This window comes from Saccharothrix longispora (assembly GCF_031455225.1).
GTDB classification, from domain to species: domain Bacteria; phylum Actinomycetota; class Actinomycetes; order Mycobacteriales; family Pseudonocardiaceae; genus Actinosynnema; species Actinosynnema longispora.
Window position 1 is genome coordinate 2688645 of the sequence record NZ_JAVDSG010000001.1, and the last position, 14495, is coordinate 2703139.

Annotated in this window: 14 protein-coding genes and 1 pseudogene; 6 read left to right on the plus strand and 9 right to left on the minus strand. The window is 73.9% G+C overall.

Annotated elements, in window-relative coordinates; genetic code table 11:
• The first annotated feature begins 71 nt into the window (after positions 1 to 71).
• Genes J2S66_RS10825 through nikE form a run of 4 tightly spaced genes read left to right on the plus strand, consistent with a single transcriptional unit; the run spans position 72 to position 5231 of the window.
• Positions 72 to 1844, plus strand: coding sequence for an ABC transporter substrate-binding protein (locus J2S66_RS10825; protein WP_374726193.1), 1773 nt, complete (start codon positions 72 to 74; stop codon positions 1842 to 1844).
• Entirely contained in the window at positions 1841 to 2797 is a 957-nt protein-coding gene (locus J2S66_RS10830) for an ABC transporter permease (RefSeq protein WP_310306795.1), read from the plus strand. Before J2S66_RS10825 ends, J2S66_RS10830 begins: the two co-directional genes overlap by 4 nt.
• On the plus strand, positions 2794 to 3678 hold the full coding sequence (locus J2S66_RS10835; protein WP_310306796.1) for an ABC transporter permease: 885 nt from the start codon (positions 2794 to 2796) through the stop codon (positions 3676 to 3678). Before J2S66_RS10830 ends, J2S66_RS10835 begins: the two co-directional genes overlap by 4 nt.
• Positions 3675 to 5231, plus strand: coding sequence for a nickel ABC transporter ATP-binding protein NikE (nikE, locus tag J2S66_RS10840; protein WP_310306797.1), 1557 nt, complete (start codon positions 3675 to 3677; stop codon positions 5229 to 5231). The genes J2S66_RS10835 and nikE overlap by 4 nt, the downstream gene beginning before the upstream one ends.
• A 66-nt stretch (positions 5232 to 5297) precedes the next feature.
• Here nikE and J2S66_RS10845 read toward each other — a convergent pair whose 3' ends face one another.
• From J2S66_RS10845 to J2S66_RS10855, 3 genes are read right to left on the minus strand one after another with little or no spacing between them, the layout of a single operon-like run.
• Positions 5298 to 6509 carry an acyl-CoA dehydrogenase family protein gene (locus tag J2S66_RS10845; protein WP_310306798.1) on the minus strand — a complete coding sequence of 404 codons (1212 nt, stop codon included), beginning with the start codon at positions 6507 to 6509 and terminating at the stop codon, positions 5298 to 5300.
• Positions 6509 to 7546 carry a phosphotransferase family protein gene (locus J2S66_RS10850; RefSeq protein WP_310306799.1) on the minus strand — a complete coding sequence of 346 codons (1038 nt, stop codon included), beginning with the start codon at positions 7544 to 7546 and terminating at the stop codon, positions 6509 to 6511. Before J2S66_RS10850 ends, J2S66_RS10845 begins: the two co-directional genes overlap by 1 nt.
• On the minus strand, positions 7543 to 8184 hold the full coding sequence (locus J2S66_RS10855) for an HAD family hydrolase (RefSeq protein WP_310306800.1): 642 nt from the start codon (positions 8182 to 8184) through the stop codon (positions 7543 to 7545). The genes J2S66_RS10850 and J2S66_RS10855 overlap by 4 nt, the downstream gene beginning before the upstream one ends.
• Before the next feature lie 185 nt (positions 8185 to 8369).
• On the opposite strand from J2S66_RS10855, the gene J2S66_RS10860 reads away from it, so the two are divergent.
• Positions 8370 to 9197, plus strand: coding sequence for an NmrA family NAD(P)-binding protein (locus tag J2S66_RS10860; protein ID WP_310306801.1), 828 nt, complete (start codon positions 8370 to 8372; stop codon positions 9195 to 9197).
• Positions 9198 to 9257: 60 nt separating this feature from the next.
• Here J2S66_RS10860 and J2S66_RS37135 read toward each other — a convergent pair.
• Positions 9258 to 9764, minus strand: a pseudogene (locus tag J2S66_RS37135) (DUF6886 family protein); the annotation flags it as partial.
• Between the two features lie 163 nt (positions 9765 to 9927).
• Positions 9928 to 10365, minus strand: coding sequence for an Hsp20/alpha crystallin family protein (locus J2S66_RS10865; RefSeq protein WP_310306802.1), 438 nt, complete (start codon positions 10363 to 10365; stop codon positions 9928 to 9930).
• Positions 10366 to 10464: 99 nt separating this feature from the next.
• Here J2S66_RS10865 and J2S66_RS10870 point away from each other — a divergent pair, with 99 nt between their 5' ends.
• On the plus strand, positions 10465 to 11025 hold the full coding sequence (locus tag J2S66_RS10870) for an HSP18 transcriptional regulator (RefSeq protein WP_310306803.1): 561 nt from the start codon (positions 10465 to 10467) through the stop codon (positions 11023 to 11025).
• A gap of 40 nt (positions 11026 to 11065) precedes the next feature.
• Here the strand turns inward: J2S66_RS10870 and J2S66_RS10875 are convergent, their stop codons facing one another.
• The 4 genes from J2S66_RS10875 to J2S66_RS10890 are packed head-to-tail and all read right to left on the minus strand — an operon-like array spanning position 11066 to position 14467.
• Entirely contained in the window at positions 11066 to 11395 is a 330-nt protein-coding gene (locus J2S66_RS10875; RefSeq protein WP_310314745.1) for a dienelactone hydrolase family protein, read from the minus strand.
• Positions 11299 to 11682: a dienelactone hydrolase family protein gene (locus J2S66_RS10880; RefSeq protein WP_310306804.1), complete on the minus strand. Its 384-nt coding sequence runs from the start codon at positions 11680 to 11682 to the stop codon at positions 11299 to 11301. The genes J2S66_RS10875 and J2S66_RS10880 overlap by 97 nt, the downstream gene beginning before the upstream one ends.
• On the minus strand, positions 11679 to 12557 hold the full coding sequence (locus J2S66_RS10885) for a S66 peptidase family protein (RefSeq protein WP_310306805.1): 879 nt from the start codon (positions 12555 to 12557) through the stop codon (positions 11679 to 11681). Before J2S66_RS10885 ends, J2S66_RS10880 begins: the two co-directional genes overlap by 4 nt.
• Positions 12554 to 14467, minus strand: a complete 1914-nt coding sequence (locus J2S66_RS10890) for a dipeptidyl-peptidase 5 (protein ID WP_310306806.1) — start codon at positions 14465 to 14467, stop codon at positions 12554 to 12556. The genes J2S66_RS10885 and J2S66_RS10890 overlap by 4 nt, the downstream gene beginning before the upstream one ends.
• Between the last annotated feature and the right edge of the window lie 28 nt (positions 14468 to 14495).

The following is a 14495-nucleotide window of genomic DNA, read 5'->3' on the forward strand; positions in this document are numbered from 1 at the left end:
TCCCAATGGTTACTTCTTGACTTCCACTAGGGGCGGAGGCGGTCACGGTGCGCGTACGACGGCTCGGGGCGATGGCGGCGATGGCGGGCGTGCTGGTCCTGTCACCCATACCGGTGCCGGTCGACCGGGCACAAGCCCAGCAGGGCGTGACGCTGCGGGTGGCCATCACCCAGCAGGTGGATTCCCTCAACCCGTTCCTGTCGATCTTCCAGGCGGGCACCGAGGTCGGCCGGCTCATGTACGACTACCTGACCGCCTACGACGCCGTCGACCAGCGTCCCGTGGAGGGCCTGGCCAAGGAGTGGTCGTCCTCCGAGGACCGCCTGACCTGGACCTTCACCATCCCCGCGGGCAAGAAGTGGTCCGACGGCAAGCCCATCACCGCCCGTGACGCGGCGTTCACCTACAACCTGATGATGGACGACGAGGCCGCCGCCACCGCCAACGGCAGCTTCACCGCCGACTTCGAGTCGGTCACCGCGACCGACGACGAGACCCTGGTGATCAGGACGAAGCAGCCGCAGGCCACGATGCTCGCGCTGGACGTGCCGATCGTGCCCGAGCACGTGTGGTCGCAGGTCGCCGACATCGGCGAGTACCGCAACGACCGGACGCCGGTGGTGGGCAGCGGCCCGTTCGTCCTCACCGAGTACCGGGCGAACGAGTTCATCCGGTTCGCGGCGAACAAGGACTACTGGCGCGGCGCGCCCAAGTACGACGAGCTGACGTTCAGCTACTACAAGACCGTCGACGCCGCCGCCCAGGCCCTGGCCAAGGGCGAGGTCGACCTGGTCAACCGGATGGGGCCTGCCCAGTTCGACTCCCTCAAGGACAAGGAGGGCATCACCCTCAACAAGGCGCAGGGCCGCCGCTTCAACGAGATCGTGATCAACTCCGGTGCCGCGACCCGCGACGGCACCCCCATCGGCGACGGGCACCCCGCGCTCAAGGACGTCGTGGTGCGCCGCGCGATCGCCAAGGCCATCGACCTCGACTCCATCATCGAGCGCGTCAACGGCGGCTACGCCCAGCGCGGCACCGGCCTCATCCCCCCGGTGTTCGCCTCCTACCACCTGGCCGAGCCCGCGCGGGCCCGCGCGTACGACCCGGCCGGGGCCAACGCCGACCTCGACGCCGCCGGGTACGCCCGCGGCGCCGACGGCACCCGCGTGGGCCCCGACGGCCGGCCGTTGTCGCTGCGGCTGCTCGGCCACGCCAGCCGCGCCTACGACGAGCAGACCGCCGAGTTCGTCAAGCGCTCCCTGGCCGACCTCGGCATCCCCGTCGACGTGCAGATCGTCTCCGACAACCAGCTCAACGAGGCCAGTACCGCGGGCACGTTCGACCTGGTCTTCTCCGGCTGGGGCACCAACCCGGACCCCGACTACATCCTGTCGCTGCACACCTGCGCCCAGCGCCCCAACGCCGACGGCAAGGGCGGCACCACCGACACGTTCTTCTGCGATGCCGAGTACGACGCCCTCTACGCCCGGCAGCGCAGCGAGTTCGACCCGGCCACGCGGCAGGACATCGTCAAGCGGATGCAGCAGCGCTTCCACGACCAGGTCCCGGCGATCATCCTCGGCTACGACAACGCCCTGGAGGCGTACCGCAGCGACAAGTTCGCCTCGTTCCCCGTGCAGCCCGACCCCGGCGGCGTGATCATGGCCCAGAACGGGGTGTGGGGCTACTACGGCGCCACGCCCACCGACTCGGCGTCCTCCGGGGGCACCTCGAACACCGGGCAGGTCCTCGCCGTGGTCGGCGGCGCGCTGGTGGTGCTGGTGGGTGCGGTGTTCCTGGTGTCGCGGCGGCGCAGGCAGGGCGCCGGGGACCGCGAGTGACCCGGTACCTCGCGGGCAAGCTCGGGGGCGCCCTGGTCAGCCTCGTGCTCGTGGTCGTCCTCGGGTTCCTGCTGTTCCGGGTGATCCCCGGCGACCCGGTGGTGACCATGACGCGGGGCCGGCCGGTGGGCGCCGAGCAGATCGCCGAGCTGCGCGCCCGGCTGGGCGTGGACAAGCCGCTGCGCGAGCAGTTCGTCGACTACGTCGCCGGCGTGCTGCGCGGCGACCTGGGCACCTCCTACGTCTACAGCCGCCCGGTGCTGGAGCTGATCGGCGAACGGCTGTGGCCGACGCTGCTGCTGGTGGGCACCGCGACCCTGCTGGCGGTGGCGCTCGGGCTGTGGCTGGGCATCCGGGGCGCGTGGCGGCGCGGGTCGCGGTTCGACCGGGTGTCCACCGGCGTGGCGCTGACGCAGTGGGCGATGCCGACGTTCTGGCTGGGCATGCTGCTGTCGATGGCCACCGGCGACCTGTTCCCCTCCGGCGGCATGCGCTACCCCGACACGCCGCCGGACTTCCTGTCGCAGTCGGTGGACGTCGCCCACCACCTGGTGCTGCCGTGCCTGACCATGATCGCCGTGGTCTACGCGCAGTACCTGCTGGTCATGCGGTCCTCGCTGTTGGAGGAGATGCACGCCGACTACCTCACGACCGCGCGCGCGAAGGGGCTGCGCGACGACCTGGTGCGCCGCCGCCACGCGGTGCCCAACGCGCTGCTGCCGACCGTGACCCTGGTGTTCCTGCACCTGGGCCTGGTGGTGTCGGGGGCGATCACGGTGGAGACCGTGTTCTCCTGGCCGGGGCTGGGGCTGCTGACCTACGAGGCGCTGACCGGACCGGACCTGCCGCTGCTGCAGGGCACGTTCGTGGTGCTGGCGGGAGCGGTGATCTTCATGAACGTGCTGGCCGATCTGGCCTACCGGGTCCTGGACCCGCGGGTGCGTGCGGCATGACGACGATCGCGTGGCAGCGCCGCCGGGCCGCGGCCCGGGCGACGTGGCGCGAGTTCGCCGCCCAGCGCGGCGGCGTGGCCGGCCTGGTCGGGCTCGGCGTGATCGCGGTGCTGGCGCTGCTCGCGCCGCTGGTGACCGACACCGCCGGGCTGGACGTGACGCGGGTGACGGCCGCGCCGTGGGAGCCGCCGTCGACCGGGCACTGGCTGGGCACCGACCACAACGGCCGCTCGGTGCTGCTGCTGACCTGGTGGGGCACCCGCATCTCGCTGGTCGTGGGCCTGGCCGCGACCGTGCTTTCGGTGCTCATCGGCACCGTCGTCGGCATCGCCGCGGCGCACTTCGGCGGCTGGGTGTCGGCGCTGCTGATGCGGTTCACCGACTTCTTCCTGGTGCTGCCCTCGCTGGTGCTGGCCATCGCCCTGTCCACCGTGCTGCCGCGCGGCCTGGCCACGATCGTGCTGGCCATCGGCGTGACGTCGTGGCCGGGGACCGCGCGGCTGGTGCGCGCGCAGACCCTGGCGGTGGAGGCGCGGCCGTTCATCGAACGCGCCCGCGCCCTGGGCGGCGGCCACGCGCACGTCGTGGGCCGGCACGTGCTGCCCGCCGTGCTGCCGCTGGTGTTCGTCAACACCACGCTGACCGTGGCCAGCGCGATCGTGGCGGAGTCGACGCTGTCGTTCCTGGGGCTGGGCGACCCCACGCGCGTGTCGTGGGGGTCGATGCTGCACGCGGCGAACATGCACGGCGCGGTGTCTCAGCGCGCCTGGTGGTTCCTGATCCCGCCCGGCCTGGGCGTGGTGTGCGTGGTGCTGGCGTTCACGCTGGTCGGGCGGGCGCTGGAGACCGTGCTCAACCCGCGGTTGAAGGGGGAGCGGTGAGCCTGCTGGAGCTGCGGGACCTGAGCGTGCACTACCGCGGCGCGGACGGCGGCGACGTCGCGGCGGTGCGGTCGGTGAACCTGTCGCTCGCGGCGGGCGAGACGCTGGGGCTGGCCGGCGAGTCGGGCTGCGGCAAGTCCACCGTGGCCATGTCGGTGCTGCGGCTGCTGCCGCGCGACGCCCGCGTCGAGGGCCGGGTGCTGCTCGACGGCGAGGACGTGCGGACCATGTCGTGGGGCCGGCTGCGCGCGGTGCGGTGGGCGGCGGCCTCGGTGGTGTTCCAGGGCGCGATGCACGCGCTCAACCCGGTGCACCGCGTCGGGGACCAGATCGCCGAGCCGATGCGGCTGCACGGCGTGGAGGGCTCCGTGCGGGACCTGCTCGACCAGGTGGAGCTGCCCGCGCGGGCAGCCCGCGCCTACCCGCACGAGCTGTCGGGCGGGCAGAAGCAGCGGGTGATGATCGCGATGGCGCTCGCGTGCCGGCCGAGGCTGGTCGTGGCCGACGAACCCACCACCGCGCTCGACGTGGTGGTGCAGGCACAGGTCCTCGACGTGCTCAAGCGGCTGGTCGCCGAACGCGGCATCGGACTGGTCATGATCAGCCACGACCTGTCCGTGCTGGCCTCGACGTGCGACCGGCTGGCGGTGATGCGGGACGGCGAGGTGGTCGAGGAGGGCCCCGCGCGCGAGGTCATCCACCACCCCACCCACCCGCACACCCGCGCCCTGGCCGCCGCCTTCCCCACCGTGGGCGACCCGGCCTCGCGCCACGCCGGCGACGGCACCGCGGGCGAGGTGCTGCTGCGCGCCGAGGGCGTCCGGGTCGACTACGGCCGCACCACCGCCGTGGCGGGCGTGGACCTGGAGGTCCGCCGGGGCGAGATCCTGGCGCTGGTCGGCCAGTCCGGCTCCGGCAAGACCACCCTCGCCCGGACCCTGCTGGGCCTGCGGAAACCCACCGCGGGGCGGGTCCTGTTCGGCGGCGCCCCGCTGCCACGCTCCGCTTCGGGCCTGCGCGCCTACCGCCGCCAGGTCCAGCTCGTGCTCCAGGACCCGACCAGCGCCCTGAACCCGAGGCACTCGGTGTACGAGGCCGTCGCCGAAGGGCTGCGCATCCACGGCGTGGCCGGCGACGAGCGCGAGCGCGTGGCCGAGGCCCTCGCCCAAGCCGAGCTGCGCCCACCGGAGCGCTTCTTCCCGTCCCTGCCGCACCAGCTCTCCGGCGGTCAGCGCCAGCGCGTCGTCATCGCCGGCGCCCTGGCCCTGGGGCCGCGCCTGCTGATCGCCGACGAGCCGGTGGCCTCGCTCGACGCCTCCGTGCGCGGCGAGATCCTGGCCCTGCTGCTGCGCCTGCGCCGCGACCTGGACCTGGGCGCCCTGGTGATCACGCACGACCTGGGCCTGGCGTGGACCATCGCCGACCGGGTGGCCGTGATGTACCGGGGCGAGATCGTCGAGCAGGGCACGGTGGAGCAGGTACTGCTCGCGCCGCGGCACGACTACACGCGCACCCTGCTGGCCGCCGTGCCGTCGTACCGGGTGCCCGGCTGACCGGTCCGCGCGGCGGGAGGACGGGTGCGGCGCCGCGCGAACCGGCCGGGGCGCGGCCGGGTGGTGCTACAGGTACTTCCTGAGTTCCCGCTTGGCCAGCGACATGCGGTGGACCTCGTCGGGGCCGTCGGCCAGGCGCAGGGTCCGGGCGGAGGCCCACAGCTCGGCCAGGGGGAAGTCCTGGCTCACGCCGCCCGCGCCGTGCGCCTGGATGGCCTTGTCGAGGACCCACTCGGCCATCAGCGGCGTGCCGATCTTGATGGCCTGGATCTCGGTGTGCGCGCCCTTGTTGCCGACGGTGTCCATCAGCCACGCGGTCTTGAGCACCAGCAGCCGGGCCTGCTCGATGCGCACCCGGGACTCGGCGATCCACTCCTGCACGACGCCCTGGCGCGCGATGGGCTTGCCGAAGGCGACGCGCGACACCGCGCGTCGGCACATCAGCTCCAGGGCGCGTTCGGCGATGCCGATCAGGCGCATGCAGTGGTGGATGCGGCCGGGGCCGAGGCGGGCCTGGGCGATGGCGAAGCCCTCGCCCTCGCCGGCGACGAGGTTGTCGGCGGGCACGCGGACGTCGTCGAACACGATCTCGGCGTGGCCGCCGTGGGAGGCGTCGGTGTAGCCGAAGACGTGCATGCCGCGCTCGACGCGCACGCCCGGCGTGTCGCGCGGGACGAGGATCATCGCCTGCTGGCGGTGCCGTTCGGCGTCGGGGTCGGTCTTGCCCATCACGATGAAGATCGCGCAGTCGGGGTTCATCGCCCCGGAGGACCACCACTTGCGGCCGTTGACCACGTACTCGTCGCCGTCGCGCACGATGCTGGTGGCGATGTTGGTGGCGTCGGAGGAGGCGACGTCGGGTTCGGTCATGCAGAACGCGGAGCGGATCTCGCCGTCGAGCAGCGGGCGCAGCCACTGCTTCTTCTGCGCCTCGGTGCCGAACATCGCCAGCACCTCCATGTTCCCGGTGTCGGGCGCGGCGCAGTTGAGCGCCTCCGGGGCCAGGTGCGGGCTGCGGCCGGTGATCTCGGCCAGCGGCGCGTACTGGAGGTTGGTCAGGCCGGCGCCGTGCTCGGTATCGGGCAGGAACAGGTTCCACAGGCCCTGGCGGCGGGCCTCGGCCTTGAGGTCGGCGAGGACGGCGGGGCGCGCCCACGGGTCGGCGGCCTCGGCGAGCTGGCGCGCGGCGACGGGTTCGGCCGGGTACACGTGCTCGTCCATGAACCGCAGCAGCTTCTCCCGCAGTTCCTCGGTCCTGGCGTCGTAGGCGAAGTCCATCAGCGCTCTCCTGCGGTCGCGGCGAGTCCCTGCCTGACCAATGGCAGGGTGAGGTGGCCGATCTGGTCGAACCCGGCGCCCACGGTCTTGCCCCGGGTGAAGCGGAAGTGGATGCCCTCCAGGATCACGGCGAGCTTGAAGTAGGCGAACGCCGTGTACCAGTCGAGGTCCGTGACGTCGGCGCCGCTGCGCTCGGCGTAGCGCCGCACCATCTCCCCGGCGCCGGTGAAGCCGGGCAGCGTGGGCACGGTGCCGGTGACGGGGTCGTCCTCGCGGGCACCGATGCCGTTCCAGTACACGCACAGCAGGCCGACGTCGGCGAGCGGGTCGCCGAGGGTGGCCATCTCCCAGTCCAGGACGGCGCTGATGTCGACGGGGTCCTCGGTGACGAGCACGTTGTCGAGCCGGTAGTCGCCGTGCACGATCGTGGCGCGGGCGGAGCGGGGGACGGTGGCGCCGAGCCGGTCGCGCAGTTCGTCGATGCCGGGCAGCTCGCGGCTGCGGGAGGCGTCGAGCTGCTTGCCCCAGCGGGTGACCTGGCGGGTGAGGAAGCCCTCGGGGCGGCCGAAGTCGGTCAGGCCGACGTCGGCGGGGTCCACGGCGTGCAGGTCGGCCAGCACGTCGACGAGCCGGTCGGACAGGGCGCGCGCCTTGTCCGGGGTCAGCCACGGGCACTGGTCGCGGTGGCGCAGGGCCTGGCCGGGCACCTCTTCCATCAGGTAGAACGGCGCGCCGATGACGTCGGTGTCCTCGCACAGCAGCTCGACGGCGGGCACGGGCACCGCGGTGCCGGCCAGGGCGGAGATGACGCGGTGCTCGCGGGTCATGTCGTGCGCGGTGGCGAGGACGTGCCCGAGCGGCGGGCGGCGCAGCACCCAGCGGTGCGCGCCGTCGGTGACCCGGTAGGTGAGGTTGGACCGGCCGCCGGGGATGAGTTCGCCGGTCAGCGCGGCGGTGCCGAGGTGGGCGGCGAGCCGGCGCAGGTCGAGTCCGGGCAGATCCGGGGTGGGCAGATCCGGGGTGGGTGGTTCGGTCATGCGGCGGCTCCCCTGAGCTGGTCGATCACGGCGCGCGTGGACTCGGCGTCGGTGTGCCGGTGCGCGTGCATGCCCACGGCGCGGGCGCCCTCGACGTTGACCGGGGCGTCGTCGAAGAAGACGCAGCGGTGGGCGGGCAGGCCGAGCCGGTCGAGGGTGTGCTCGAAGATGCGCGGGTCGGGTTTGCGCAGACCGACGCGACCGCTGATCACGATGGTGTCGAACAGCTCCAGCAGCAGGTCCTCGGGGTAGCCCTCGCCCCAGCTGTTGGACAGCAGCGCGGTGGTGATGCCGTCGGCGCGCAGTCCGCGCACCAGGTCGACCATCGCGGGGTCGGGGTGGGCGCTGCCGAACATGCGGCGCAGCAGCCCGGTGGAGGCCACCTCGCGGCCGTCGAGGGTGACCAGTTCGGCGGCGAGCAGCGCCTCGAACTCGTGCGTGGTCAGTTCGCCGGTCTCCAGGCGGAACACGGGGTTGTCGGGGGCGGCGTCGCGCCCCATCCAGCCGCGCACGGTGGTGCCGTAGCGGTCCCGGTCGATGTTCTCGCTGGTCAGCCAGTCCTCGATGAAGGTGGGCACGGAGACCGTGAGCACACCGCCCCAGTCCAGCACCACCGCGTCGATGCGCCGTTCGTCCACGTCGCGAGGGTACCGACCGGTCGGTATGGAGGCAACCCGTGTTGTCCGCGCCATTTCCGGAAAACGTGAACACCGCGTTCATGTTTGACAATCCGGCATTTTCGCGGGCATTCTTCCCGCACACGGTCCGAACACCTTCGCCAAGCCCCTCACCAGGGCTTGTTCGCCATGTCCGGAGGATTTCCATGCCGATTCTCGTCACCGGGGCGACCGGGACCGTCGGCGGTGCCGTGGTGCGCCGACTGCTCGCCGCGGGCCACGAGGTCCGCGCCCTGACCCGCGACCCCGCCGCCGCCCGCTTACCGGCCGGGGTGGAGGTGGTGGCGGGCGACTTCACCGACCCGCCGTCCCTGCTCCCGGCGCTGCGCGGTGTCGAGCGGGTCCACCTGGTGTCGATGGAGGGCGACGGTTCCGCGATCGTCGACGTCCTGCGCGAGGCGGGCGTGCGGCGGCTCACCCACCTGGGTCACGACGACCCGGGCCGCGCCGACGACGACCCGCTGGAGTCCTGGCACCGGGCGTTCCACCGGGCGATCGGGTCGTCGGGCATCGGGTGGACCCACCTGTTCCCCGGCGAGTTCATGGCCAACACCCGGGAGTGGGCGCCGTCGATCCGCGCGGAGGGTGTCGTGCGTGCGCCGTTCGGGGACTGGAACAGCGCCCTGGTCCACGAGGACGACATCGCGGCGATCGTCGTGCGGGCGCTGCTGACCGACGGGCACGAGGGCCGCACCTACCGGCCCACCGGTCCGGCGCCGGTGCGCCGGCGCGACGCGGTCCGGCTGATCGGCGAGGCGGTGGGCCGCCCGGTCCGGTTCGTGGAACTGAGCCCCGAGCAGGCCCGCGAACTGTGGCGCGACGTGTACCCGCCGCAGGTGGTGGAGTGGTTCCTGGAGATGGGGCGGTACCCGGAGGGCAACACGTGGGTGTCCCCGGACGTCGAGGAGGTCCTGGGGCGGCGGGCGCTGACCTTCGAGCGGTGGGCGCACGACCACGCCGCCGACTTCCGCTGACCCGGCGGTCCCGCCGGCCGGGGTCAGGGGTGCGGCGGGGTCGGGTGCGGCGTTGCGCAGCCTGATGCCGCTGAACCCGAGGGTGCCGGTCGTGGCGCGTCGCCAGAACGGCCACAGGTCGGCGGTCAGCCGCAGTTCGATGCCGGCCTCCTCGTGCAGTGCGAGCAGGTCGCCGACCGGTTCGGGGTCGCCGAGCGGTTCGACGGGCACGGTGGCGACGTGGGCGTTGGGCGGGTCGCCGAACGGCCGGAACGCGGCGGCGTCGAACCGGTAGGCGTAGAGGCGGGCGGTGCGCAGGCGCTCCAGCCAGCCGTACTCGATCACGTGCACGCGTTCGGCGCCCAGCCAGGCCCGGTCCTCGGCGTTGGTGCGGGGCCCGGTCCACACCAGCGCGCGCGGGCACTGGCGGGGGAACCAGTAGTCGGGGGCGCGGTCGTGGTCGACGGCCCACACGTAGGCGTCGGGTTGGCGCGCGGTGCGGGCGACGTGGGGTTCGAAGCGGGTGATGGTCGGGTCTTCGGAGAAGTGCAGCACCTGTCCGGCCGCCGGTCGCATGGCGGTGATCATCGCGGGTGCGGGAGCGTCCGCGCCACCGTGGTGCGACCGGGTCCGGTCCCGGCCGACGTCGAGCGGGATCGGAGCCCGAAGGCGGCGCGGGGGACGTGCCGGGCGCCGGTGACGACACCCGGCACGTCCCCCGCGTTGCGTGTCCGCCGTGCCGGCCGCCGGGTCAGGCGTCGATCTCCTTGCGGCCGGTGTCGGCGTTGCCGATGGCGATCCTGCGCGGCTTGGCCTTCTCCGCGATCGGGATGCGCAGGGTGAGCACACCGGAGTCGTAGTCGGCGCGGATGTGCTCGGCGTCGAGGGTGTCGCCGAGGAACAACTGCCGCGAGAACACGCCCAGCGGCCGCTCGGAGACCTGCATCTCGACCTCGTCGGTCCGGCGGTTCGGGCGGCGCTCGGCCTTGACCGTGAGCACGTTGCGCTCCACGTCCAGCTCGATCGCGTCCGCCGGGACGCCGGGCAGGTCGAACTCGACGACGAACTCGTCGCCCGCGCGGTAGGCGTCCATCGGCATGGACGTCGGCCGCGACCACGTGCCCGGCCCGGAGAAGAACTGCTGTGCCAGGCGGTCCAGCTCCCGGAACGGGTCGGTGCGCATCAACATCGGAACACCTCCTGTTTGGTCTGGTCAATGCGCTGCACCACCGTTCTACCACGTCGTCATCCCGTTGACAAGACCTCGTGTCGTCATTAGGTTGACCACATGGCGAGCGGCGACTACGAGAACATCCGGCACGCGGTCGAGGGGGACGACGTCGGCGTCGGTCAGGTGCTGACCGCGCTGGTCCTGCTGCGGCGGCTGCGCGAGGAGCTGGCCGCGTGGGAGCCGCAGCTGATCGCCTCCGCGCGGGCGATGGGCACCAGCTGGGCGGAGCTGGCGCCGGCGCTCGGGTTGGCCAGCCGGCAGGCGGCCGAGCGCCGCTACCTGCGGTTGCGACCGTCGGAGGGGGACGACACGGCGGAGGGCCGGGTGCGCGCCGAGCGGGACAAGCGGGCGGCCGACCGGGCGGTGGGCCGGTGGGCGCGGGAGAACGCGGGCTCACTGCGCAGCCTGGCCGGTCAGGTCGGCCGGGTGGACGTGGTGGTGCGGCGGGCGCTGGAGGTGGACGACGTCGTCGCCCTGGTCGCGCCGCTGGTGGAGTCGCTGGGGCGGGTGCGGGTGGAGGACCCGGAGCTGGCGCGCGAGATCCAGGCGCTCAGCGACCGGGCCGCGGAGGTGCGGCGCGACACGCAGGTGCTGCGCGACAGCCGGTCGCGCCGCTGACCGCCCGCCGGCCCCGGCCGGGGCGCGAGGTCCGGGCAGGTCAGGTGGTGGGCAGGGTGCGGGCGAGGAACGCGGTGGTGAGGTCCCAGGCGGCGGCCGCGGCCGCCGGGTCGTGGAACCGGGGCGCGACGTCGTTGTGGAAGGCGTGGCCCGCGTCCTGCTGGACGTGCACCTCGGCGCCGGGGTGGCCGGCGGCGGCGTCGACGACCCGCTGCACCGCCGTGCCCGGGATGTAGGGGTCCTGCCCGCCGAAGTGGAACTGGATCGGGCAGGTCACCCGGTGCAGCTCGCCGATCCGGTCCGGGACGCCAGAGCCGTAGAACGACACGACCGCGTCGGGCCTGTCGGCGACAGCGGCTTCGTAGGCGATCGAGCCGCCGAGGCAGAAGCCCAGCACGCCGGCGCGCCCGCACCGCTCGCGCAGCCGGCCGCGGCGACGCCGGCGTCGTCGTGCTCGCCGACCCAGCCGGGGGCGGTGCGCCGGAACAGCTCGGGCACGGCGACGACGTAGCCGAGCGCGGCGAGGCCGGCCGCGACGGACCGGAGGTGGTCGTCGAGGCCGAAGATCTCCTGGACGAGCACCAGGCCGGGGCCGTGGCCGGTGGCGGGTTCCCACAGGGGGACGTCGAACGGGCCGTCGGCCGCGTGGATCCTCACGGCACCACGGTTACCACGCCGGTGTGGCCGTCGACCTCGACCGACACGCCCAGCGGCAGGGTGAGCTGGCCTGCGCAGTGGCCGAAGGGCACGTCGGCGACGACGGGCACGCCGAGGTCGCCGAAGCGGTCGGCGAGCACGGGCGCGGCGTTTCCGCAGCCCGTCCAGGAGCCGAGCACGAGCGCCGCGACGTCGTCGAACCAGCCGGTGCGCCGCATGCCGGTGAGCATGCGGTCGAGCCGGTAGGGCTCCTCGTCGACGTCTTCGAGGAGCACGACCGCCCCGGCCGGGGGCGGGGTGTCGAAGAGCAGGCTGAGGTTGCCGCCGAACGCGGCGCCGCGGGCCGTGCCGGGTGTGCGGCCGGTGCCGCGCCAGCCGGTGACGCCGGTGAACAGGGCGCGGCGCAGGTGCTCGCGCGCGGCGGTGTCCTCGACGAACGCCCTGGTGCCGATCATCGGCCCGAACCAGGTGGCGTGGCCGGCGGCGTGGAAGCGGGTGTGCAGGGCGGTGATGTCGCTGGAGCCGGCGAACACCTTGCGGTGCGCGCCGACGGCGGCCCAGTCGACGAGGTCGACCGCGCGCAGGCTGCCGTAGCCGCCGCGGGCGCACAGCACCCCGGCCACGTCGGGGTCCAGCCAGGCCCGGGTCAGGTCGTGGGCGCGGTCCGCGTCGGTCCCGGCCAGGTAGGGCAGTTCGGGGTGGGTGTCGCGGGCGTGCGGGGCGGGTTCGGCGTCCAGGTCCCACGTGCGCAGCAGCGCCAGGCCCGCGTCGAGCAGCCCGGGGTCGACGGGGCCGGCGGGGCTGACGACGGCGACGCGGTCGCCGGGCCGCAGCAGCGGCGGGCCGCTCGTCGGGGACAGCGGCGGGCCGCTCACCGGCGCAGCTCCAGGACGGGCACGTCGGCGGGGGTGAAGCCGAGGACCTGCCCGTAGAAGGACAGTTCGGCCTCCAGGGCGGCGACGATGGTCGCGGCCCTGCGGAAGCCGTGCTGCTCCCCTTCGAAGGTCAGGTAGGCGTGCGGGACGCCGGTGCCGTCGAGTGCGGCGGCGAAGCGGTCGGCCTGGTCGGGCGGGCAGATCTCGTCCTCCAGCCCCTGCAGGAGCAGCACGGGGCCGGCCAGGTGCTCGACCCGGTGCGAGGGCGAGCGCTCGGCGTAGCGGTCGGCGGTGGCGGGCCAGGGCCCGACCAGGCCCTCGACATAGCGGGACTCGAAGTCGTGGGTCTCGCCGCCCTCGCCGGTCCAGCCCCGCAGGTCGAGGATCGGGAAGGCGATCATGGCGCAGCGGTAGGTCGTGACGGTGGTCATCGACGCGGCCGCGGTCCACCCGCCCGCGCTGCCGCCGCGGATGGCGAGCCGGTCGCCGTCGGCGGTGCCCTCCTCGGCGAGGGCCCGGGCGACGGCGGCGCAGTCGGCGACGTCGACGACGCCCCACTGCTCACGCAGCCGTTCGCGGAACGCGCGGCCGTAGCCGGTGGAGCCGCCGTAGTCGACGGCCACGACGCCGATGCCGCGGCTGGTGAGGTAGGCGATCTCGGCGTCGAGGACGGGCGCGCTGCGGCCGGTGGGCCCGCCGTGGACGTGCACGACGTACGGCGGTTCCTCGCCGTCGGGCGCGGCGAAGTCGGGGTTGGTCGGCGGGTAGATGTGGGCGGGCACGTCGCCGCCGGGTCCGGTGACCACGCGCTCGACGGGCACGGGCAGGTACTCGGCCGGCAGGGGCGCGCCGGGCCGGGTGTGCTCGGTCAGTTCGCCGGTGGACAGGTCCAGCGACACCACGGCGGCTTCGGTGCGCGGGCCGGCGGCGCTGCTGACGAGCACGCCGTCGTGCACGGCCAGGTGTGCGTGCCACACGGGCAGGTCGACGTCGATGTCGGTGACCGTGCCGCTGCGCTCGTCGAGCACGGCCGGCGCGCCGGAGCGCAGCACGGCGTAGCGGCCGCGGTCGATGGCGGCGAACCAGCGGTTGCCCAGCCGCCACATCGGTCCGCCGAGCTCCTCGCGGCACGGGGCGAGGTTGACGGCGGTGCCGTCGAGGCCGATGCGGAACAGGTTCCACCAGCCGTCGGGGTCGGTGAGGACGAGCAGGTCGTCGCCCTCCCACTCGACCTGGCACACGGCCTCGTCGGGGCCGCCGGCCAGCACGCGGTGGGTGTCGGAGCCGATCTCGGCGACGCACAGCTCGGAGCCGTCCCACGGCATGCGCGGGTGGTCCCAGCCGATCCAGGCCAGCCGACGGCCGTCGGGCGAGACGCGGGGGCCGGTCATGAAGTGGTGGCTGGCGGCGAGCACGCGCGCCGGGGAGCCGTCCAGCGGCACGGCGACGAGGTCGCGGCGCACGTCGGTGCGGGCGTCGCCGGTGACGGTCTCGCGCACGCACCACACCTCGGTGTGGTCGGGGCCGGCGGTCAGGTCGGCGTAGCGCAGGCCGTGGTGGCGTTCCGGCTCGGCGGTGATCGGCCGGGGCCGCGGGTCGTCGGGGTCGAACAGGTGGATGCGCTGGTCGCCCCAGTCGGTGAACGCCACGCGCGTCCCGTCGGGGGTGTCGAGCACCACCCAGGGGCGTCCGCCGTACTCGTGGACGCGGTTGCGCACGTTCCACGGGGGCGGCAGCAGGTCGTGCCCGTCGCGCACCAGCGCGACCCGGCCGCCCTCGGCGGGGCGCCCCTCGGCCCACCAGGGCACGCCCCGGTGCAGGTCGACCCAGTGCGGTCCCCCTCCGGCCGCGGCGGCGTCGGCCGCGCCGATGGGCGATGTCCACGTTCCGTACGGTGCGATCGTCACCACGGGGGCGACCCTATCCGGGCGCCGGCGG

Bases quoted from the DNA above. Each gene is read 5' to 3' on its own strand.
- J2S66_RS10825 (WP_374726193.1), top strand. From the start codon at position 72: ATGGCGGCGATGGCGGGCGTGCTGGTCCTGTCACCCATACCGGTGCCG.
- J2S66_RS10835 (WP_310306796.1), top strand. From the start codon at position 2,794: ATGACGACGATCGCGTGGCAGCGCCGCCGGGCCGCGGCCCGGGCGACG.
- J2S66_RS10845 (WP_310306798.1), bottom strand. From the start codon at position 6,509: ATGGACTTCGCCTACGACGCCAGGACCGAGGAACTGCGGGAGAAGCTG.
- J2S66_RS10850 (WP_310306799.1), bottom strand. From the start codon at position 7,546: ATGACCGAACCACCCACCCCGGATCTGCCCACCCCGGATCTGCCCGGA.
- J2S66_RS10860 (WP_310306801.1), top strand. From the start codon at position 8,370: ATGCCGATTCTCGTCACCGGGGCGACCGGGACCGTCGGCGGTGCCGTG.
- J2S66_RS10865 (WP_310306802.1), bottom strand. From the start codon at position 10,365: ATGTTGATGCGCACCGACCCGTTCCGGGAGCTGGACCGCCTGGCACAG.
- J2S66_RS10870 (WP_310306803.1), top strand. From the start codon at position 10,465: ATGGCGAGCGGCGACTACGAGAACATCCGGCACGCGGTCGAGGGGGAC.